This is a genomic window from Dactylosporangium maewongense (assembly GCF_039531485.1).
Lineage (GTDB): Bacteria > Actinomycetota > Actinomycetes > Mycobacteriales > Micromonosporaceae > Dactylosporangium > Dactylosporangium maewongense.
This window is the reverse complement of sequence record NZ_BAAAQD010000022.1, coordinates 51027-72164: the sequence shown is the minus strand read 5'-3', so window position 1 is coordinate 72164 and position 21138 is coordinate 51027. Positions and strand designations below refer to the sequence as shown.

The window sequence follows — 21138 nt, the reverse complement described above, 5'->3', positions numbered from 1 at the left end:
TTCGGGTGCACACATGTCCGTCACGTCCACTGCGCTTCTTTGACGTCCGCGTGAGCTGAACCCTGTGCCCCTGGTCCGCGGGCCTCTGCTGCGCGGCAGGGTGCCCATGCCGTCACCTCCGTCGCAATCCGGCGCAGATCTGATAGCCCGCGGGCCTCCACTACGCAGCAGGGCGCCCATGCCCTCACCTCCGTCGCAATCCGGCGCCCGTCTGAGCACCAGCCCACAGCCCGCGGGCCTCCACTGCGCGGCAGGGTGCTCATGCCTTCACCTTCGCTGCGCTTCGGCGCCTGTCTGAGTTGCAGTGCATGGTCGGCAGGACTTCGTTGCGCGACAGGGGTGGTCATGCGGGCACCGCTGCGTTGGTGACGAGCGGGAGTCTGGCGCGGACCTCGAAGCCGCCGGCGGGTAACGGGGCGGCGGTGAGGTCGCCGCCGAGGAGTTCGCAGCGCTCGATCATGCCCGTGATGCCGCGGCCTGGCCGTGTGGCGGCGGCGGCCTTCGGGCCTGTGTTCGTGACCAGGACCTCCAGGACGTCGGCGCGCCGGCTGAGCGCGACCGTCACCCGGGTGGGGCCGACGTGGCGGATCACGTTGGTGAGCGCCTCTTGCACGATCCGGTACGCGGTGGTGCCGACGGAGCTCGGCACCTCGCCCGCCGTGTCCGCGTCGAGGGTCAGGTCGAGGCCCGCGTCGCGGGCGACCACGGCGAGCTCGTGCACCTGCCCCAGCCCCGGGTGCGGCACCCGGCCGTCGTCGTCGTTGCGGAGCACGCCGAGGACGGTCCGCATCTCCTGCAGCGCCTGGGCGCTCGTCTGCTCGATCGTCACCAGCGCCTCGCGGGCCCGGTCTGGGCGCTGGTCCAGCATGTACGCCGTGACGCCCGCCTGCACGTTGATGATGGCGATCGCGTGCGCGACCGTGTCGTGCACCTCCCGGGCGATCCGGAGCCGCTCCGCGTCCACGCGCGACCGGGCCTCCTCCTCCCGGGTCCGCTCGGCCTGCGCCGCCCGCTCCAGGGCCTCCGCCACCGCGACCCGCCGCGACCGGACCGACTCGCCCAGGGCCGCCGCCATGACGGACGCCGCGATCCGGAAGAACACCCACCCGATCGCCGCGCGCGGCTCCACGTCGGCGCCCACGATCAGCCAGCCGGTGGCCAGCACGGCGATGCCGACGCCCGCGATCAGCAGCGAGCGGCGGCCGTCGCCATAGGCGGTCAGCGTGTACAGCGCGACGAACAGCCCGATCCACCCCGGCCCGTCGGAGAACCCGGCGACGAAATACGCCAGGCTGATCAGCGCCGACGCGACGAACACCGCGACCGGCCAGCGCCGCCGCACGGCCAGGATCAGCCCGCTCGCGACCAGCAGGGCGATGCCGAGGTGGCCCAGGTCGGTCAGCGGGCGCGACCCCACGTCCTGCGGCTTCGCGAGGGTCCCCTGCACCTGCATGACCGCCACGAAGCAGCCGAGCAGGAGATCCTGCACCAGCGCCCCTGGTCGTCTCATACCCGCAGCTTAGTTGCCCGGTACGACAGAAAACCTACGACGAGAGGCGCGACCGGCACCGCACCGCCTACGCAGATCTGCGTACCGGTGGCCGCCGCCCGCCCGAGGACGCCGGGCGGGCGGCACAGCGACGATCGTCGGCGTGCACCCCGTTCCTCGTCGCCGCCGTCGGACTGTCGGGGGCCTTCGGCGGCGACGCGGTGATGAGCCTGCCCGCGGTCATGCGCCTGCTCAGCCGGGCGAACTGGTCGCCGCGGAGGCCGGGCGCTCCTCGAACGTCTCCCGGATCGCCGCGTCGAGAGGCCTTCCGGACGCCGGCTCGATGAACAGGTCGGCGAGCAGCACGTCCGCGAGGTGGGACGGGTTGACGCCGGACTCCTTGCGCCCCAGGGCCTGCAGCCCGCCCCCGAGCTTCAGGGCGGTGCGGACCACGGCGGCGGGCAGCCGGCGGGCCTTGCGGGGGCGCCCGGCCGCCGTCGCGATGCGCTCCAGCATCTCGCCCCAGCGGAGGTTCTCGTCGGCGACGGGAATGTCCTCGCCGCTGCCCTGTTCGAGGGCGTCGGCGGCGACCTCGGCCACGGCGCGCGCCGAGGTCACGGCCGTCCCGCCGGTGGGGGCGAGCAGCGGCGACCGGGAGCGGGCCCACCCGTCCAGCGCCGGCGCCCAGTTCGGCAGCCGGTCCCCGGCCCGCCCGAACACGAACGGCAGCTCCAGCACGGCGACCGGCAGCCCCGGCCCGGCGGCCTCGCGTGCCTCCAGAGCCTGTTCGACCCTGCAGCGGATGTACGTGTGCCGCTCGGTCAGCCGCAGCTCAGGGTGCAGCCGGTCCCAGTACGTGTAGTACGACCCCATGACGACGCCGCGGGTCAGGCCTTCCTCCCGGGCCGCCGCGAACAGCCGCACCACCGGCTCGACGATGTCGCGGCGGAACTGCGGATGGATCGGCTTGCGTAGTGCGCGTTGTTCGTCGGTACGGGCCGCGTACACCACCCCGTCGTGCCCGATGAGCATCTTGCGCAGCTCGTCGGCCGACGCGACCTCCATGTCGAGCAGGTGGTCGACCCCCGGCTGCGCGCTGCGCGCCACGGTCGTCACCTCGTGCCCCCGCTCGCGGAGCACGTCCACGACGTGCGCCCCGATCAGCCCGCTGCCACCCACCACAAGAATCCGCACGCCGGATCATGCACGCGGTGCCCACCCCCGTGTCAAGGGATCGTTTCGAATACATCGATCACGGATGTCGCGGCCGCAGCGGGCGGGTCGACTCCCGCACGTGCAGGGTGCCCGGCGGCAGGGTGATGTGGCTGACGTCGCCGGTGTGCAGCGTCCGCAGCAGGGCCCGGGCGGTCAGCTCCGCCTGGTGCGCGGGGGTCTGCTCGACGGCGGTGATCGCCGGGACCGTGATCTGGCACAGGTCGGAGTCGTCCCAGGCGATCACCGACACGTCCCCCGGCACGGAGCGGCCCAGGTCGTGCACGACCTTGAGGGCGGCGGCGGCCATGACGTCGTTGTCGAAGACGACCGCGGTCGGCGGGTCGGCGCCGCTCATCAGGTCCAGCATCGCCCGCATGCCGTCCACCGCGCTGTAGTTGGTGTGCAGCACGCGATGCCGGTCCAGGCCGGCCCGGTCCACGGCGGCGGCGAACGCCGCGTCGCGCTGCCGGGTGTGCAGCAGCTCCGCGACCCCGGCGACGCGGGCGAACGAGCGGTGCCCCAGCGCCCGCAGGTAGTCGGCGACGCGCGCGGCCGTGCCGGCGGCGTCGGCGTCGACGCTGCTGATGGTGTCCGGTCCGGTGTGCCCGCCGATGACGGCGGCGGGCAGGCCCAGCTCGACGAGCGCGTCGATGCGCGGATCCTGCGGGCGGACGTCGGTCACGATGACGCCGTCGACGTGCCGGCCGGCGAACCACCGGCGGTACACGTCCACGGTGTCGTCGACCTCGTCGACCAGGTGCAGCAGCAGGCTCATGCCGTTGCGGTTGAGCTCCGCCTCGACGCCGCTGAGCATCTGCGTCAGGTAGGAGTCGACGATCAGCACCCGCGGCGGGCGCACCAGCACGAGGCCGATCGCGTTGGCGCGGGACAGCCCGAGGGAGCGTGCCGCGAGGTTGGGCGCCCAGCCGAGCTCGCGGGCGGCGGCCAGGACCTTCGCCCGGGTCATCTCGGAGACGCCCGACCGCCCGTTGAGCGCATACGACACCGCCGCCTCGGAGACGCCCGCGCGGGTGGCGACCTGACGGATCGTGACCCGGCGACTGAAGCGCATAAGGCAGACCGTAAGACGATCAATGCGCCATGTCAACGTCATCATTGACACGCCAGCGGCGCCAACTCTAGTCTCCGGACTGATTCGGTTAAGTCTACGGAAGGCAGCCGATGATCAGACCCCTTCTCGCCGCATGCGCCGGACTCGCCCTCGTGCTGGCCGCAGGCCCAGCAAGCGCGACCACGCACGGCGACACCGGCTTCGTCACCCGCCATGGCGACGACCTCACCCTCAACGGCAAGGAGTTCCGGTTCGCCGGCTCCAACAACTACTACCTGATGTACCGCTCACCGGCGATGGTCGACGACGTCTTCGCCGACGCGAAGGCCGCCGGCTTCACCGTGCTGCGCACCTGGGGCTTCCTGGACATCGGCGCCCAGGACGACACGGGATCCGTGCACCACAAGGAGAACGGCGTCTACTTCCAGTACTGGGACGGCACGCGACCCGCCTACAACGACGGCCCCGACGGCCTCCAGCACCTCGACCAGGTGGTGAAGTCGGCCCGGGACAAGGGCATCCGGCTGGTCATCCCGCTGACCAACAACTGGAGCGCCTTCGGCGGCATGGACCAGTACGTGCGCTGGCGCGGCGGCACCCACCACGACGACTTCTACACCGACGCGGTCATCCGCGGCTGGTACAAGGACTGGATCAGCCACGTGCTGAACCGCACCAACAGCCTCACCGGCGTCAAGTACAAGGACGATCCCACCATCATGGCGTGGGAGCTCGCCAACGAGCCCCGCTGCGTCGGCTCCGGCGTCTACCCGCGCTCGGCGGCGTGCACCGACGCGACGGTCACCGCATGGGCCGCCGACATCAGCGCCCACCTCGACAGCGTCGACCGCAAGCACCTCATCAGCTCCGGTGACGAGGGTTTCCTGTGTACCGACAGGGCCAGCGCCGACTTCACCGTCAACTGCGCCGACGGCGTCGACTCGGTGGCCCTCGCGGCGCTGCCGGCGGTCGACTTCATGTCCTTCCACCTGTACCCGGACCACTGGAAGAAGGACCCGTCGTGGGGCAGCGGCTGGATCACCACCCACGCCCGCCTCGCCGACCGGCTGCGCAAGCCGGTGATGCTCGGTGAGTTCGGCCTGCTGGACAAGGCGTCCCGCAACGTCGTCTACAAGCAGTGGACCGACGCCGCGGTCAGCGCCCGCCTCGACGGTTTCCTGTACTGGATCCTCTCCGGCGTGCAGGACGACGGCACCGACTACCCCGACTACGACGGCTTCACCGTCTACTGCCCCAGCCCCGTGTGCACCACCGTCGCCAACGCCGGCGACGAGCTGCGGCACGGCCGGCGCTCCCGCCCGCCGGTCGCCGACCACGACACCGCGCAGACACTGCGCGACGACCCGGTGACGCTCACCCCGGCCGCGAACGACATCGCCTACCGCACCAGGGTCAAGGCCGCCACCATCGACCTGGACCCGGCCGCCGCCGGCCAGCAGACCACGGTGACCCTGCCCGGCGGCTCGTTCGGCCTGAACGCGAAGACCGGCGTCGTCACGTTCACGCCCGCCGCCGGTTTCGTGGGGCGGGTCGCCGCGCCGTACACCATCCGCGACGAGGCGGGCCGCACCTCCAACGTCGCGGAGCTGCGCGTCACGGTGAAGAACCGGCCCGGCGACGCCCTGATCCTGGCGTCCTTCGAGGCGGGCACCGAGGGATGGGCCGCGGCGAGCTGGCAGTCCAACGCCGGCACGGTGGCGCAGACGACCGAGTTCCATCCCGAGGGCGCCGCCGGCCTGCGGGTCACCACCGCCGATGGCGGCTGGTTCGGCGTCGGCGGCCTGACGGGTGTCGACCTGTCCGGCAAGTCCGCCCTGCGGTACGAGCTGCACACCACCACCGGCACCTCCTACAGCATCGCCGTGCAGACCGGCGACGCCTACACCTGGTGCCAGTCGACCTGGGGCTACGCGAGCGCGGGCAGCACCACGACCGTCGAGGTGGACCTGGCCACCGCCATGTCCTGCGACGCCGCGGCGCTGGCGGACGTGCGGGCCGTCTACGTCTGGTTCGACGGCAACGGCACGCACGACATCGACCACCTCCGCGCCCAGTAGGCGGCGCCCGACAACCAGGGGGCAGGCCACCGTCAGTTGTAGACGGTGGCCTGCCTCGAGGTCTGCTTCCAGCCGTTGGTGCCCCAGATGATGCGGTCGCCCCACCAGGAGCGGTTGTTGACGTTGAAGCCGTACACCATGTCCAGGTACTCCACGCCGCCGCCGTTGCGCAGCTTCTGCACCGCGGCGCGCGTCGCGCCCGCCCACTGGGAGGCGCTGTTGTTGCCGAGCGGCTCGTTGCCGATGTTGATGATCGCGTACGCCTCCTGGCCCTGCAGCGCGCTCTTCACGGCGAGCCAGTAGTCGGCGGCGGCGTCGAGGGTGACGGCACCGCCCTGGTCGCCGTAGCCCGTCGTGTCGTGGTTCTCCAGGACGCAGACGAGCTTGTAGGCCTTGCAGCGGGAGATGACGGCGGAGACGTCCGCGGGGCTGCTGTAGCCGTAGCGGCCGCCGGTGAGCACGACCCGGATGGTGTTGGCGCCGGAGTTCTTCATGTCCGCCCACACCTGGGTCTGGCTGGTGTACCAGGCGTGGCCGTGGTTGGCGCCGCGCATGATGAACTGGTTGCCCCGCGCGCGTCGAGCAGCCTGGTGCCGGAGACCCGGAACCCGGTCGCCGCGGCGGCCGGCGCCGCCGGTCCCGCGACGACGAGTCCGGCGGCGGCGAGCATCCCCGCGGCGACTGCGGCCAGTGTCCGTCGTGCCATGACAGCTCCAATCTGTCCTGAACCGATGAAGCAACGGCAGGCAGCACTGAGCCAGTCGGGACGGAGAATGGCAGCGCTGGCGGGTGTTGCCATCCCAGTGGAGCACTTAACGGATTAAGTTTCAACCATTCGCTCGGCGAGACCGAGCGCGCCGAGCACGCCGGAGAGGCCACCCAGGCCCGGCGGGACGATGTAGGTGGACAGGTCGGCGGTGGCGGGGACGGCGTCGAGGGCCTTGCCGAGCCGCTCGGCCGTGGCGGCGCGGACGGCGTCCAGGAGCCCGGGGATGTTCAGGACGCCGCCGCCGACGACGATGCGGTGCGGCATCAACAGGTACAGGATGGACGTCATGAGCTGCGAGAGGTAGTGCGCCTCGAGCGCCACCGTCCGGGACAGCAGCGGGCCGAGGTCGTGGGCGGGGCGGCCGGCCCGGCGGGCGATGGCGGGGCCGCTGGCGAGGCCTTCGACGCAGTCGCCGTGAAACGGGCAGGTGCCGGCGAAGTCGTCGCCGGGGTGGCGCTGGACGTGCAGGTGACCCATCTCGGGGTGCAGCAGGCCGTGCAGCGGGCGGCCGTCGACGACGGCGCCACCGCCGATGCCCGTGCCGACGGTCACGTAGACGACCGTGCCCTGGCCGCGGCCCGCGCCCCAGCGGTGTTCGCCGTAGGCGGCGCCGTTGACGTCGGTGTCCAGCGCCACCGGGACGCCGAGCCCGCGCCGCAGCGCGCCCACGAGGTCGGTGCCGCCCCAGCCGGGCTTCGGGGTGGTGGTGATCCGACCCGAGGCGAGGTCGAGCGGGCCGAACGAGGCGACGCCCAGCGCGGCGATGTCGCGGCCGGCGGCGCGCTGGGCGCGGAAGTAGGCGATGACCCGGTCGAGGGTCTCCCCCGGCGAGGTCGTCGGGATGGTGGTGCGGTCCACGACCGCGTCGGGGCCGACCCCCACCGCGCACACCACCTTCGTGCCGCCGGCCTCGACACCACCGAACAGCACGCTCACTTGCCGGCCCCCGCGGTGAAGCCGTTGTAGATGAAGCGCTGCAGGGCGAGAAATGCAACGAGCGTTGGAATGATGACGAGGATGACGCCGGCGGAGATGACCTCCCACTGCGCCCCGAACGGCCCCTTGAAGCGGTACAGCGACGTGGAGATGACCCCGAGCTCCTGCGACGGCATGTACAGGAACGGGATGTAGAACTCGTTGTACATGGCGATGCCCTTGATGATGACGACCGTGGCGATCGCGGGTTTCAGCAGCGGCAGGATGATCTTCCAGTAGATGCCGAACGCGGAGGCGCCCTCCATCGCGGCGGCCTCGTCGAGCTCGCGCGGCACGCCGCGCAGGAACTGCTGGAAGATGTAGATGGAGATGATGTCGGTGCCGAGGAAGAGCACGATCGCCGACCAGCGGCTGTCGTAGAGGTCGAGGGCGTCGACGACCTTGAACGTGGCGACCTGGGTGGTCACGCCGGGCACGAGGGTCGCGAGCAGGAAGAGCGCGACGACCACCCCGCGGAGGCGGAACCGGAAGCGGTCGATGGCGTAGGCCGCCATCGACCCGATGAGGACCGTGCCGGCCAGCGAGACCGCCATGATGATGGACGTGTTCACGAAGCCGCGGAGCATGTGCCCCTTGGTGAAGGCCGTGACGTAGTTGTCGAGGTTGAACCAGTCGCCGGGCGGGTCGAAGGGGCCGCTGTTGAGATATTCGGTGTTGGTTTTCAGCGACGCCATCACCAGCACGACGGGCGGCAGCAGCACCACCAGGCACGCGCCGGTCAGCGACAGGTACTTCAGCACACGGGCGATCACGAGAGGTCCACCTTCTCGTCGGGTGCGATGCGGCGCTGCAACCACGTCACCAGCAGGATGATCAGCAGCAGGACGACCGCCATCGCCGAGGCGAGGCCGAGCTTGTAGTACTTGAAGGCCATGTTCACGGTCTGGATGACGAAGGTCTCGCTGTCGTTGGCGCCGCCGGTCATGATGAACGGGATCTCGAACACCGACAGCGAGCCGGAGATCGCGAGGATGAACGACAGCCCGACGATCGGCCGGATGCCCGGCAGGATGATGTGCAGGAACTGGTCCCAGCGGTTCGCGCCGTCCAGCTCGGCGGCCTCGTACAGGTGCGCGGGGATCGACTGGATGGCGCCGAGGAACAGCACGAAGTTGAGGCCCAGGTAGCGCCAGATCGAGGTGCCGGCGAGCGAGTAGTTGACCACCTCGGGGTCGCCGAGCCACTGCTGGGTCGCGCCGCCGAGGCCGACCGCCGACATCGCCGAGTCGAGGGTGCCGCCGGGCTGGAAGAAGAACAGGAAGATCATGCCGATGGCGACGCCGTTGATGAGGTACGGGAAGAACAGCACGCCCTTGAACAGGTTCCGGAAGCGCGTGTTGAAGCTCAGGATCGTGGCGAAATACAACGCGAGCAGGATTTGCACCACGGACGCGCCGATGTAGTACAGGCTGACCTTGAGCACGCCGAAGAGCTCCGGCCGGGTGGCGATCTCGACGTAGTTGTCGATCCCGACGAACTCCCGGCTCGGGCTCAGCCCGTCCCAGGACGTGACGCTGTAGCCGAACATGTTCACCACCGGGATGTAGGTGAACACGATCAGGAACGTCAGCGGCGCAACGAGAAACACGTAGGGTGTCAGCTTCCGGCCCACGTCTCACCTTTCGAAGACAGAGGCGTGCGGCCCGGCGAAGGGCCGCACGCCAAGCAGCACACCTACTTGAGCTTCGCCCGGGTGTCGGCCCACTTCTTGTTCAGGTCGGCGAAGATCTGTTCCTTCGTCTCCTTCTTCGCGCCGCGGGCCGCGTCGACGATCCGCTGGCGGTACTTGCCGTCGAACAGCGCGATCTCGGCGGTGTTGCCGATCTTGTCGGCGAGCCCCTCCTCGCCCTTCGGCGCCGGGTTCAGCTCGATGAACTCCGTCTTGGCCGTCTGCAGGTCGGCGAGGGACGCCGGCAGCTGCGCGCTCGTCACCACCGAGACGCCGCCCTGGTCGGTGGCGTAGTTCGACTCGTTGGCGAACCAGTCGACCCATGCCCGCGCGGTCGCCTTGTTCTTCGAGTTGACGTTGATGCCGTTCTTGTAGTCGCCGCCGACGACGGTGTGGAACTTGCCGTTGACCTGGTTGGGGAACGGCCAGTAGCCGATGTCGTCCTTGCTGGCGGCGGCCGCCTGCATCTGCACCACGGACCAGGAGCCGAGCATCATCGTGGCGATCTTGCCGGTGCCGAGCATGCCCTTGGACTGCTCCCAGTTGGTCGTCGTCGGGTCCGGCTCGGTGTAGCCGCCCTTGACCGCGTCGAAGAGCAGCGAGTCGATGATGTACTGCTCCTTGCCGGGGCTCCACGGCGCGTCGTCTTTGGCGAGCTTGGTGGCCGCCTCCGGGTCGCCGCTGACGGCGCCGCGCACGCCCTCCCACTGGCCGAGCGGCCAGCCGTCCTTGTAGTTGGTGTACAGCGGGATCACGCCGGTCTTGTCCTTGATGGCCTTCAGCGCCGCCAGGAACTCCTCGGGCGTCTTCGGCGGCTCGGTGACGCCGGCCTGCGCCCACACCTTCTTGTTGAACACGTAGCCCTGGGCGTTGCCGGTGATGGCGAGGCCGTAGACCTTGCCGCCGAACGTCTGCTCGGAGCGCACGAACCGGTACTTGTCCTTCAGCGCGTCCACGGTGCCCAGCGGCTCGAAGAACAGCGGCAGCTGGTCGGCGGTGACGGAGTTCGGGATCGGCAGCACGTCGCCGTAGTTCTTCGTGTTCATCCGGACGCGCACCTCACCCTCGTAGTCGGTGATCGCCTCGAACTTGACGTTCGTGCCGGGATACTTCGCCTCGAACTTCTTCTTGTACTCCGGCAGCACGGTGTCGACGAGGTCGGTCCGCTGCGTCAGTACCGTGATGTCGCCGGCGATCTTGCCGTCCGAGCCGCTGCCCGCGTCGTCCCCGCAGGCGGTGAGGACGAGGGAGGTCGCTGCGAGCAAGGCGACGAGGTGCTTCTTCATATGCACGGGTACCACCTTCCGATCAGAGGGGGTGTTATCGGTTGTGCCGCACAGGTGCCAGGGTCAGAACGAGCGCATGAGGTCGAGCAGGCGGACGTCGACGTCGAAGCCGTCGCGCCGCTCGAACCGGGCGCCGGGCCGGTGGTGCCCGACGATGCCGAACGGGCCTTCGAACTCCCACAGGGCGTAGCCCCAGCCGAACTGGCCGAAGACGTCGAACAGGTCGGCGAACCAGGCCCGCGCGACCTCGTCGGGGGTGTGCTCGTAGCAGCCGAACTCCCCCACGTGCACGGGGACGCCCGCCGCTTCGAGCTCGCGCCACGGCGCGTAGAAGTCGCGCAGCCCGGCGCCGTCCCACCAGCGCCCGTCGTAGTCGCACGGGTAGGCGGGCGCCGGAAGCCCGTGATGCCCGGGCCACCAGGGCGCCCGGTAGTGCGAGACGCTCATCGGCTGGTATCCGCGGACGCTCTGCGTGGCGCCGAGGTCGGCCAGCTCGGGCATGGCGAGGTTGCCGCCGTCGAGGCCGTCGATGACCAGCGGCCGGTCCGGCGAGATCGCCCGCACCGCGGCGGCCGCGTGCCGGATGACGGCCTCATGGGCGTCGCGGGTGAAGCCGCGCAGCCCCAACGCAGGGGGTTCGTTGACGAGATCGAAGCTGAGCTCTTCCGCCGGGATGCCGCTGTACCGCTGGGCGAACCGCTCCCACGTGGCGACGAACGCGTCGCGGGCCGGGCGGTCCGTCCACAGGTTGTACGGCTCGGTCTCCCACCCGGTGATGATGTAGCCGGGCGCGCGGTGCAGGTTCAGTGAAAGATGCAAGCCGCGCTGCCGGCACGCGTCGAGGATCTTGTCGACGCGTGCGAGCACCGACTCGTCGGCCTGGTGCGGGTCGCCGCCGACGCTCCAGAGCCGGTAGTCCGTCGGCAGCCGGATGAAGTTGAATCCCCACGCCGCGACGGCGTCCAGGACCCGCTCGTCGGGCCCTGCCGCGCCGGCGTGCGCGTTGAACATCCACTGGACGTTGAACCCGTGGTGGGGCATCGCGGATCGACCCTTCAGGCGGTGCCGGCCCCGGCCGCGCGCCTGGGGTGGGGGCGCGCGCTCACTGAACCGGATAAGTTCCATCAACCTAGGCCCGCACATTGAAGCTGTCAATCCCACTCCGCCGCAGCACGCCAAGACTGAAGCGCATAACCCCGCGAGCCAGCACCGACACCGCGCCACACCCCGCCGCCACCTCCCCCGTCGATCCCCTTCAACCCAGCACGCGCCGCGACGTTCACACCCCGAAGCCGTTCCGGATCGGCCAATGCATCGCGAGTCGCGTATCGCGGCAATGCCGGGGTGTCGATCGCTTCGGGGTGGTCGGTGCATCGCGAGGAGGCCGGCAGCTCCGTCAACGCACCGCCACACCCGGTCCCCTGCCCAACCCGGACCCCGCACGGATGGAGCACACCTGCCGTGCGGACCGACCAGGCCCTCCATCCAGACGTTGGTCAATGCCCTGAAACGCCCCTTTTCGGGATAGACATTGCGCGATCCACCCACAAATCAGAGATCAACTTGCGGGTTGATCGCGCAACCTCGATGGAACAAAGGGTGCAAACGCGGGCATTGATCACCGTCGGTCAGGGGGGACGGGTTGCCTGTCAAGCGGCGATGCCGGGCATCGAACGTCCATTCCCTGGACTGCTTCTGGCCGTGGGATCAGTCGAGCGTGCGTCGCCAGCGGCGACGGACGCCGCCCGCGGGATGGGAGCCGCAGGAGTGAGGGCCTCATCGGCCGCCGGGGCATGGCGCGCCGCCCGCCTCGATACCGGGCGGGCGGCGCATCGTCAGCAGCCGACAACCACCCCCGGCGAGCCCGGCCAGCGCCGGCCGCGCGGGCGGCGTCAGCGGCCGTCGGGTGCCACGGCGAGCCCGGCCAACTACGCATCCAGCAAAGCCCGCGGCGGCGCGGCGGATGGAGGCGGGTCAGGTCGCGGTGCCGGGTGTGTCTCGGGTAGGGCGCCGCCGCTGCGGCTCCCAGGCGATGGAAGGCGCAGCGGCGGGGCGGGCCGAGGTGCTGGCCGGCGTCAGGGGGTCGGGTCAGACGCGGACCTGGTCGTCGGTGTCGGCGAACTGGGTGGAGTAGAGCTCGGCGTAACGGCCGCCGGCGGCGAGCAGGGATGTGTGGGTGCCGCGTTCGACGATCTGGCCGGCCTCGACGACGAGGATGAGGTCGGCGGCGCGGACGGTGGACAGGCGGTGCGCGATGACGACCGCCGTCCGGCCGCTGAGGGCCTCGGCGAGCGCGGCCTGTACCGCGGCCTCCGACGTCGAGTCGAGGTGCGCGGTCGCCTCGTCGAGGACGACGACCTGCTGGCCGGCCAGGAGCAGGCGGGCGATGGTGAGGCGCTGCCGCTCGCCGCCGGAGAGGCGGTAGCCGCGCTCGCCGACGACGGTGTCGAGGCCGTCGGGCAGGGAGGCGACCAGGTCGTCGAGGCGGGCCCGGCGCAGGACCGTCCAGAGCTCGTCCTCGGTCGCCGACGGCCGGGCCAGCAGCAGGTTGGCCCGCACCGACTCGTGGAAGAGGTGCCCGTCCTGGGTGACCATGCCGAGGGTGGCGCGGATCGCGTCGAAGGACAGGTCCCGGACGTCGATTCCGCCGAGGCGGACGGTGCCGCTGTCCACGTCGTACAGGCGCGGCAGGAGCTGCGCGATGGTCGACTTCCCGGCGCCGGACGAGCCGACCAGGGCGATCATCTGGCCCGGCTCGGCCTTGAACGAGACGTCGTGCAGGACCTCCACGCCGCCGCGGGTGTCCAGGGAGGCGACCTCCTCCAGGGAGGCGAGGGACACCTTGTCGGCGGCGGGGTAGCCGAAGCGGACTGAGGAGAACTCGACGGACACCGGGCCGGGCGGGACCTCGCGGGCGTCGGGCTTCTCCGCGACGAGCGGGCGCAGGTCGAGGATCTCGAAGACCCGTTCGAAGCTGACCAGGGCGCTCATCACCTCGACCCGGGCGCTCGCGAGGGCGGTCAGCGGCGCGTACAGCCGGGTCAGCAGCAGCGCGAGCGCCACGACCGCGCCCGCGTCGAGCTGGCCGGCGAGGGCCGCGACGCCGCCGATGCCGTAGACGAGGGCCAAGGCGAGCGAGGACACGACGGTCAGCGCGGTGATGAACACGGTCTGGTTCATGGCGGTGCGGACGCCGATGTCGCGGACCCGGCCGGCCCGGGCGGCGAACTCCACCGACTCGTCGGAGGGCCGGCCGAAGAGCTTGATGAGGGTGGCGCCGGGTGCGGAGAAGCGCTCCGTCATCTGGGTGCTCATCGCCGAGTTGTGCGTGGCGGCCTCGCGCTGCAGGCGGGCGAGCCGGGTGCCCATCCGGCGGGCCGGCAGCACGAACACCGGCAGGAGCAGCAGCGCGAGCAGCGTGATCTTCCACGACAGGCTCACCATCACCGCGAACGTCAGCGACAGCGTGACGACGTTGCTGACGACGCCGGACAGGGTGCCGCTGAACGCGCGCTGCGCGCCGATGACGTCGTTGTTGAGCCGGCTGACGAGCGCGCCGGTGCGGGTGCGGGTGAAGAACGCGACCGGCATGCGCTGCACGTGGTCGAAGACGGTGGTGCGCAGGTCGAGGATCAGCCCCTCGCCGATCTGCGCCGACAGCAGCCGGGCGAGCAGCCCGACGCCGGCCTCGACGAGCGCGATGGCCGCGATCAGCACCGCGAGGGTGACGACGGTGTCGCGGGAGCCGCCGCCGACGATCGCGTCGACGACCCGGCCGGCGAGCACCGGCGTGGCGACCGCGAGAAGAGCCGTCACGACGCTCAGCGACAGGAAACCGGCGAGCCGGGCCTTGTGCGGGCGCGCGAACGCGGCGATCCGGCGCAGCGTGGCGACCGAGAACGGCCGCCGGTCCTGGGTCGCGTGGATGGCTTGGTACATCTGGTTCCAGGCGGTGACTTCCATGCTCACGTCCGCCACCGTACGACCTGGAGTGGGGTTCAGGTCCAATCGGTTTACAACAGGCCGAGGTCGCGGGCGCGGCGGACCGCCTCCGCACGGCTGGACGCGTCGACCTTGCGCAGCACCTCCCGGATGTGGGTGCGCACGGTCTTCACCGACACGTCCATGAGCTCGGCGATCTCCTCGGTCGGGGTCAGCGCCGCGAGGTGCCGCAGCACCTCCGCCTGCCGGAGGCTGAAACCGGGCACGGGATCCGCCGCCGTCGCGTGCCGGCGCAGCAGCTGGTGCAGGGCGCCGTCGGCCTCGTGGACGGCGCGGGTGCCGCCGTCGTCGACGGTGAACCCGACGGCGGTCCGCAGCGCCTCGACGGCGCGCTCGTGGTCGCCCTGCCGGGCGGTGCCGGCCGCGAGCAGCAGCCACGCCTCGACGAGCACGCCGACCGGCAGGCCCAGCAGGCACAGCACCTGGTGGGCGCACTCGACGGCGCGCTGCGGGTCGCCGGCCGCGAGCAGCGCCGAGCCGCGGGCCAGGGTCGCCTCCGGCCGCTCCTGGTCGAGGCGGGCCAGGGCGGTGCGGGCCTCCTCGTGGCGGCCCATCGCGACCAGGACCCGCGACTCGGCGAGATCCAGCTCGTGCCGCACCCAGAGGCGGGCCGAGGTCTCCGGCGGCGCGCCGCGCAGGACCGACAGCGCCGCGGGCAGCTCGCCGCGGGCGCGCAGGAGCCTGGACCGCACGATGGTCAGGGTGGCCGCGTAGGCGCTCTCCCGCGGCATGATGTCGGTGGCCAGCCCCTCCTCGGCGGTACGCAGGTGACGCCAGGCGGCGGTGGTGTCGTAGCGTTCGGCGGCCACCCATGCGAGCGCGAGGTCGGCGATGTGCCGCGGGCCCCGGTTCAGCGCCTCGGTGCGCGCGACCACGTCGGATGCGCGATGGGCCGTGTCGTACGCCGACCGCAGCCTCCCCAGCAGCGCCTCGGTGAAGGCGAGATGCTGCGTGCAGTACGCGAGAAGGCCGCCGCACCGTTCGCTGCGGGCCGCCCGGATCGCCGCGGCGAAACTCCCGGCGGCCTCGTCGAGCCTGCCGGCCCGCAGGTGCGCCGTCGCGACGCCGGACAGGACGAACACCCACAGCTCCGGCCGCACGGCGATCCTGCCCGGGTCGACCTGCGGCAGCAGCCGCGCCGCGGCGCCGGTGACCGCGTCGAGCCGCTCCGCGTCGCCGGTCTCGTAGGCGACGGACTGCTGAACCATGCACGCGGCGAGCCGGACCGGCAGCGGCGCGTCGGGGCCGGGGAGCCAGGCGTTGCCGGTGAGAAGCCGCTCGGCCCGCGGGTGGTCGCTGTGGGAGAGCGCGTGGGCGGCGGCGACGATCACGCCCTCCGGCGACGCGGGCTCGGCCGGCATCCCGGCGAGCAGCCCCGTGAGCCGACCCGCCGGCCCGTCCACGATGACCTCGCCGACCGCCAGGTCGTCGACGACGAACCGGGCCGCGTCCTCCCACGCGCCGACGGCCGCCGCGTGTCCGACGGCGCCGGCGAGGTCACCGTGCCGGGCGGACCAGCGGGCCGCGACGAGCCCGGCGGTCCTGGCCGCGGCGGGTGGCAGCGGGAGCCGGTCGCGCAGCACGGCACCGAACAGCGGGTGGAGGCGGTAGGTGCCCTGCGCCTCGCTCACCGTCTCCAGGAACGCGCCGGCCTCCTCCAGGTCGGCGATGACGTCGCCCTCCTCGACGCCACCCACGATCGCGGCGAGCTCGGCCGTGAACGTGTCCAGGCGGGCCACCCCGGCCAGCAGGCGCCGCCGTCGCGGGGTGCACCGGTCCAGGATCTCCCCGGTGAAGTAGTCGACGACGTAGTCGTGCCCGGCCAGCGCCGGCACCCCGGAGCCGTCCGCCATCGCCAGCGCGCACAGGCGCACCCCGGCGAGCCAGCCCCCGGTCTGTTCCATCACGTCGGCGAGCGCGGCCGGGGTCAGGTCGACGCCGTGCAGCGCGAACAGCGCCCGCACCTCGCCGGCATCCAGCGCCAGCTCGGACCAGCGCAGCTCGCTGAGCTGGTCGGTCAGCCGGTAGCGGTGCAGCGGGAACCGTGGCCGGTGCCGGCCGACGAGCACCAGCCGGAGGTGGCTCTGCGCGTGCCGCAGCAGGAACTCGATCTCGCCCAGCTGCTCCGCGTCGAGCCAGCAGGCGTCGTCGAGGACGAGCACGATCGAGTGCTGCTGGTGGGAGAGGACGGCCGCCAGCTCGGTGACCGCCGCGTGGTCGGGCGCGGTGGTCAGGTCCAGCAGCGCCGCGGGCAGCAGCACCCCGGCGCCGCGCAGGGCCGCCAGCAGGTGCTGCCACAGGCGCGCCGGCCGGGCCCGGTCGTCCTGGTCGACGGTGAGCCACGCGATCGAGTCCCAGCCCGGGCTGTCGTCGGCCCACGCGGCGACCAGGCGGCTCTTGCCGGATCCGGCCGGCCCCGTGACCACGGTGACCGGCAGGTCGGTCAGGCTCCACAACAAGTCGATGAGCTGCTCACGCGGCAGCGCCCGGTCCACCGGCTCGGGCCTGGTGAGCTTCGCGGACAGCAGTGGCGCTCCCTCCATGGAGGCCTCCATCTGTATCGATACCCGACAGCATATGCGGAGAAGCTTGACCTTCCACCTACTGGAACAGGTTCACTCAATGGCATGACACGGGGCATGACACCGGGCGTCACCATCGGCGAGTTCTCGCGGCTGTGCCATCTCAGCGCGAAGACGCTGCGGTACTACCACGATATCGAGCTGCTGGTGCCGGACGGCATCGACGAGGACACCGGCTACCGGCGGTACGCGCCCGGGCAGGTCGACGACGCGCACCTCATCCGGCGGCTGCGGGACCTCGACATGCCGATCGCGCAGATCCGCGGGGTGCTCGCCGAGCCCGACCCGTCCGCGCGGCAGGAGGCCCTGGCCCGGCACCTGGACCGGATGGAGGCCGAGCTCAGCCGTACCCGCGACGTGGTCCTGTCGCTGCGCCGCCTGCTGGGGCCCGAGCCCGAGCTGCCGGTCCGGCACCGGCTGTCGGCGGGTTCGCCCGTGCTCCGGGTGTCGGCGCGGATCACCCGCACCGAGGTGACGGACTGGTGCGGGCGGGTCTTCCCCGAGCTGTACGCGACGCTCGCCGCGCTCGGCACCGATCCGGCCGGCCCGGCCGGCGCGACCTACTCCGCGGAGTTCTTCGAGGGCGAGATCGGGGAGGTCGTCGCCTTCGTGCCTGTTTCGGCGGACGTGGTGCGGGCGGGCGACGACCGGTTCGCGACCCTGCCGCCCGCCCGCTACGCCGTCGCCGTGCACAGCGGCCCGTTCGCCGACTGCGACATCACGTATGGCCGGCTCGGCCTGCACGTCGCGTCCCACGACACCGCCCTGCCCGACCCGATCGTCGAGGTCTACCTGGTCGGACCCGACGAGACCACCGACCCGGCTGAGTTCCGCACCGAGATCTGCTGGCCGATTTCCGCCTGACCTTCGTTTCCTCAGGAGAGAGAGCACATGACCGACCTCGCCATCGCCCACGTCACCATCGACTGCGCCGACGCGGCCGCCCTCGCCGGCTTCTACGCCGCGCTGCTGGACCGCGCCGTCGACCCGGAGGCGACCCCGTTCTTCGCGACCGTGGGCCGCTCGACCGGCGCCCAGCCCGTCCTCATGTTCATCCAGGTCCCCGACAAGACCCCGGGCAAGAACAGCATCCACCTCGACCTGCACACCGCCGACCTGCCCGGCGCCGTCGCCCGCGCCGTCGGTCTCGGCGCGAAGCAGGTCGGCGACTTCAACGAGTACGGCGCCGTCTGGACGACGTTGTCGGACCCCGAGGGTAACCTCTTCGACATCGGCGCCAGCTGATCGTCTTCAGGGGGTTCGCGATGGACGGGGACCGGCGGCAGCAGTTCGTGGACCTGCACCGGGAGGGCTGCTTCCTGCTGCCCAACGCGTGGGACGCGGGCAGCGCCCGGGTCCTCGAGTCCGCCGGCTTCCCCGCCATCGCGACCACCAGCGCCGGGATCGCGTTCTCCCTCGGTCGCCCCGACCACGACTTCTTCGCCGACCACGGTCCGCAGGCCCGCCTCGACCGCACCACGATGCTCGACCGGGTCCGCGAGATCGTCGCCGCGGTCGACGTGCCGGTGAGCGCCGACCTCGAGGAAGGCTTCGGCACCTCCCCGGAGGACGTCGCGGCCACCATCTCGATGGCAGTCGCCGCCGGCGCCGCGGGCGGCAACATCGAGGACTTCACCGGCTCGCGGGCCCGGCCCCTGCACGACCAGGCGCTCGCCGTGGAGCGGATCCGGGCCGCCCGTGCCGCGGTCTCCTCCTCCGGCGAGCCGTTCGTCCTCGTCGGCCGCACCGACGCGCTCATCGTCGGCGGCACCCTCACCGACGCCGTCGACCGGGCCAATGCCTACCTGGCGGCCGGCGCGGACTGCGCGTTCGTGCCGGGCGCCGCCGACCCGGCCACGATCGGCACGCTGGTCCGCGAGCTCACCGGCCCGCTCAACGTCGTCATGGGCCTGACCGGCGGCACCCTGTCCCTGGCCGCCCTGCGCGACCTCGGCGTCCGCCGCGTCACCGTCGGCGGCAGCATCGCCCGCGCCATGTATCACCACCTGCGCCGGGCCGCCCGCGAGCTGGCCGAGCACGGCACCTTCACGTATGCCGACACCCAGCTCTCCCAGTCCGATCTGAACGACCTCTTCCGCCGTCCGTAGGCCACCGCGGGCGTGCCGCCGCGACGCGCCCGCGGCAGCGCCGCAGGCACGGGCCGCGGCAACGCGCCGCATTCAGATCAGGGCGGTCAGGCGGGTTTGCCGAACCAGCGGGCGAGGTGGTCGTCCAGGTCCTGCTGGTCGTCGCCGACCCAGGCGACGTGGCCGTCGGGTCGGAGCAGGACGCCCGGGGCGTCCAGCGCCGCGGTGGGGTCCCCGACGTGGTCGACCCGGTCCGACCAGCCGCCGGCGGTCAGGCGTCCGGTGCGGTCCAGCAGCAGGCCGCGGCCGCGGTGCAGCAGGTCGTACAGGCGGCCCTGTTGCACGTCGAGGTCGGGCAGGCGGCGGCCGAGCAGGTCGGGGCCCGGGCCGAAGTCGTAGCGGACGCCGATCGCGGTGATCTTCTCGATCAGGTGGCGGTTCACCTCGTCGAAGTCCATCAGCTCGGTGAGCAGCCTGCGCAGTGCCTGGGGGCCCGGCTCGGTGGAGAACAGCTCCATCTGGGCGCGGGTGTTGTCCAGCACGTCCGCGGCGACCGGATGCCGCTCGGTCTCGTAGGTGTCCAGCAGCGTGTCGGGCGCCCAGCCGCGGATCTGCGCGGCCAGCTTCCAGCCGAGGTTGAAGGCGTCCTGAACGCCCAGGTTGAGGCCCTGCCCGCCGATGGGTGGATGGATGTGTGCCGCGTCGCCGGACAGCAGCACCCGCCCGACCCGGTACCGTTCGGCGAGTCGGGTGGCGTCGCCGAAGCGGGACAACCAGCGCGGGGAGTGCACGCCGAAGTCGGTGCCGGCGATGGCGTGCAGCTGGCGCTGGAAGTCCTCGATGGTGGGCGGCTCCGCGCGGTCGCTGACTCCCGCGCCGGGGATCACGACGCGATAGACCTCGCCGAAGGGTCCGAAGGTGAACCGCTGATCGGTCTTGCGGACCTCGGCCACCTTGGCGGCGATCTCCTCCGGCGGCGCGGCCGCCTCCATCTCGCCCATCAGCGTGTCGGTCCGCGAGGGTTCGCCGGGGAAGCCGACGCCGAGCAGCCTGCGCACGGTGCTGCGGGCGCCGTCGCAGCCGACGAGATAGCGCGACCGCAGCCGTTCCCCGCCGGCCAGCTCGACGGTCACGCCCTCGCCGTCCTGTTCGAGGCCGGTCACCGCGCAGCCGCGCCGGACCTGCGCGCCCAGATCGACCGCGTGTGCTTCGAGCAGGTGCACGATGACCGGCTGCGGGATGCCCAGCAGGTAGGCGTGCGCGGTGTCCAGGTCCACGGGCGCGGGCTTGTCGATGGCGGCGAAGAAGCCGGCCGCCGGCCGCCGCCGTGCGCGTTCGGCGATGCGCTCCAGCAGCCCGCGCATCGCCATCAGCTCGATGCTGCGGACATGCAGGCCGACGATGCGGACGAACGACGTGGGCTCGGTCTCCTTCTCCAGGACGAGCACCCGCACGTCGTGCAGCCGCAGCTCGGCGGCGAGCATCGCGCCGGCCGGGCCGCACCCGGCGATGATCACGTCGAACGTGAGCGGCGGGCGGCCGGGGGTGGAGTCGGGGAACTGTGCAGCGTTCATAGGTGTTGCCTTTCGGGAGTGCCTGGTTGGCGGGGCGCTCCCGGCGACACCTACGTCAATCGCCCGGCCGTGACGGCAAGAGGGAGCACCCACTTCGATACAGCGTTCATGGGTCTCACCTCCTCGGGCGGTGTCACGGACAGCAGCAAGGTACAAGCCCGATCCTCATCCCGTCCAGTCCATTCCGGCCGCGACACCCGGACCGACCGCGGGCCGTCCGCGTGTCGCGCGGCGTGTCGATCTGGTGTTCGAAGTCGGGTCGTGTCGGTGCTGTCGTCTGGGCGGGCGGTGTCCTACGGTTCGGGGCGTCGCCGGTCGT

Annotated in this window: 16 protein-coding genes; 4 read left to right on the top strand and 12 right to left on the bottom strand. The window is 71.7% G+C overall.

The features are described 5' to 3' along the window. Positions 1-343 precede the first annotated feature (343 nt). The 3 genes from ABD332_RS42185 to ABD332_RS42175 all read right to left on the bottom strand — a co-directional run bounded on the left by ABD332_RS42185 (position 344) and on the right by ABD332_RS42175 (position 3776). Entirely contained in the window at positions 344-1510 is a 1167-nt protein-coding gene (locus tag ABD332_RS42185) for a sensor histidine kinase (RefSeq protein WP_344509479.1), read from the bottom strand. Between the two features lie 231 nt (positions 1511-1741). After that, entirely contained in the window at positions 1742-2683 is a 942-nt protein-coding gene (locus ABD332_RS42180; protein ID WP_344509477.1) for an NAD-dependent epimerase/dehydratase family protein, read from the bottom strand. A 58-nt stretch (positions 2684-2741) separates the two neighbouring features. After that, the gene (locus tag ABD332_RS42175; RefSeq protein WP_344509475.1) at positions 2742-3776 is read right to left on the bottom strand and encodes a LacI family DNA-binding transcriptional regulator; all 1035 of its coding nucleotides are present in this window, start codon (positions 3774-3776) and stop codon (positions 2742-2744) included. A gap of 110 nt (positions 3777-3886) precedes the next feature. Between ABD332_RS42175 and ABD332_RS42170 the strand changes: the two genes are divergently transcribed. Continuing rightward, positions 3887-5854, top strand: coding sequence for a cellulase family glycosylhydrolase (locus tag ABD332_RS42170; protein WP_344509473.1), 1968 nt, complete (start codon positions 3887-3889; stop codon positions 5852-5854). A gap of 32 nt (positions 5855-5886) precedes the next feature. Here the strand turns inward: ABD332_RS42170 and ABD332_RS42165 are convergent, their stop codons facing one another. The 8 genes from ABD332_RS42165 to ABD332_RS42130 all read right to left on the bottom strand — a co-directional run bounded on the left by ABD332_RS42165 (position 5887) and on the right by ABD332_RS42130 (position 17119). Further along, positions 5887-6408, bottom strand: a complete 522-nt coding sequence (locus ABD332_RS42165; protein WP_344509471.1) for a cellulase family glycosylhydrolase — start codon at positions 6406-6408, stop codon at positions 5887-5889. Between the two features lie 266 nt (positions 6409-6674). After that, positions 6675-7559, bottom strand: coding sequence for an ROK family protein (locus tag ABD332_RS42160; protein ID WP_344509469.1), 885 nt, complete (start codon positions 7557-7559; stop codon positions 6675-6677). Continuing rightward, a complete protein-coding gene (locus ABD332_RS42155; protein ID WP_344509467.1) occupies positions 7556-8371 on the bottom strand; it encodes a carbohydrate ABC transporter permease in 816 nt (271 codons plus the stop codon). The genes ABD332_RS42160 and ABD332_RS42155 overlap by 4 nt, the downstream gene beginning before the upstream one ends. Continuing rightward, positions 8368-9231 carry a carbohydrate ABC transporter permease gene (locus ABD332_RS42150; protein ID WP_344509465.1) on the bottom strand — a complete coding sequence of 288 codons (864 nt, stop codon included), beginning with the start codon at positions 9229-9231 and terminating at the stop codon, positions 8368-8370. The genes ABD332_RS42155 and ABD332_RS42150 overlap by 4 nt, the downstream gene beginning before the upstream one ends. Before the next feature lie 62 nt (positions 9232-9293). Continuing rightward, positions 9294-10574 carry an ABC transporter substrate-binding protein gene (locus tag ABD332_RS42145; protein ID WP_344509752.1) on the bottom strand — a complete coding sequence of 427 codons (1281 nt, stop codon included), beginning with the start codon at positions 10572-10574 and terminating at the stop codon, positions 9294-9296. Positions 10575-10637: 63 nt separating this feature from the next. Further along, positions 10638-11615 (bottom strand): glycoside hydrolase family 5 protein, encoded by a 978-nt coding sequence (locus tag ABD332_RS42140; protein WP_344509463.1) that lies wholly within the window; start codon positions 11613-11615, stop codon positions 10638-10640. A 1047-nt stretch (positions 11616-12662) separates the two neighbouring features. Then, positions 12663-14513, bottom strand: coding sequence for an ABC transporter ATP-binding protein (locus ABD332_RS42135; RefSeq protein WP_344509750.1), 1851 nt, complete (start codon positions 14511-14513; stop codon positions 12663-12665). 74 nt (positions 14514-14587) lie between these two features. Further along, positions 14588-17119: a winged helix-turn-helix domain-containing protein gene (locus tag ABD332_RS42130; protein ID WP_344509461.1), complete on the bottom strand. Its 2532-nt coding sequence runs from the start codon at positions 17117-17119 to the stop codon at positions 14588-14590. A gap of 84 nt (positions 17120-17203) precedes the next feature. On the opposite strand from ABD332_RS42130, the gene ABD332_RS42125 reads away from it, so the two are divergent. From ABD332_RS42125 to ABD332_RS42115, 3 genes are read left to right on the top strand one after another with little or no spacing between them, the layout of a single operon-like run. Continuing rightward, the gene (locus ABD332_RS42125; RefSeq protein WP_344509459.1) at positions 17204-18022 is read left to right on the top strand and encodes a MerR family transcriptional regulator; all 819 of its coding nucleotides are present in this window, start codon (positions 17204-17206) and stop codon (positions 18020-18022) included. A gap of 27 nt (positions 18023-18049) precedes the next feature. After that, positions 18050-18403 carry a VOC family protein gene (locus ABD332_RS42120; RefSeq protein WP_344509457.1) on the top strand — a complete coding sequence of 118 codons (354 nt, stop codon included), beginning with the start codon at positions 18050-18052 and terminating at the stop codon, positions 18401-18403. 20 nt (positions 18404-18423) lie between these two features. After that, positions 18424-19266 (top strand): isocitrate lyase/PEP mutase family protein, encoded by an 843-nt coding sequence (locus tag ABD332_RS42115; protein WP_344509455.1) that lies wholly within the window; start codon positions 18424-18426, stop codon positions 19264-19266. An 86-nt stretch (positions 19267-19352) separates the two neighbouring features. Here ABD332_RS42115 and rox read toward each other — a convergent pair whose 3' ends face one another. Beyond that, complete coding sequence (rox, locus tag ABD332_RS42110; RefSeq protein WP_344509453.1) at positions 19353-20819, bottom strand: rifampin monooxygenase; 1467 nt, start codon at positions 20817-20819, stop codon at positions 19353-19355. Positions 20820-21138 lie beyond the last annotated feature (319 nt).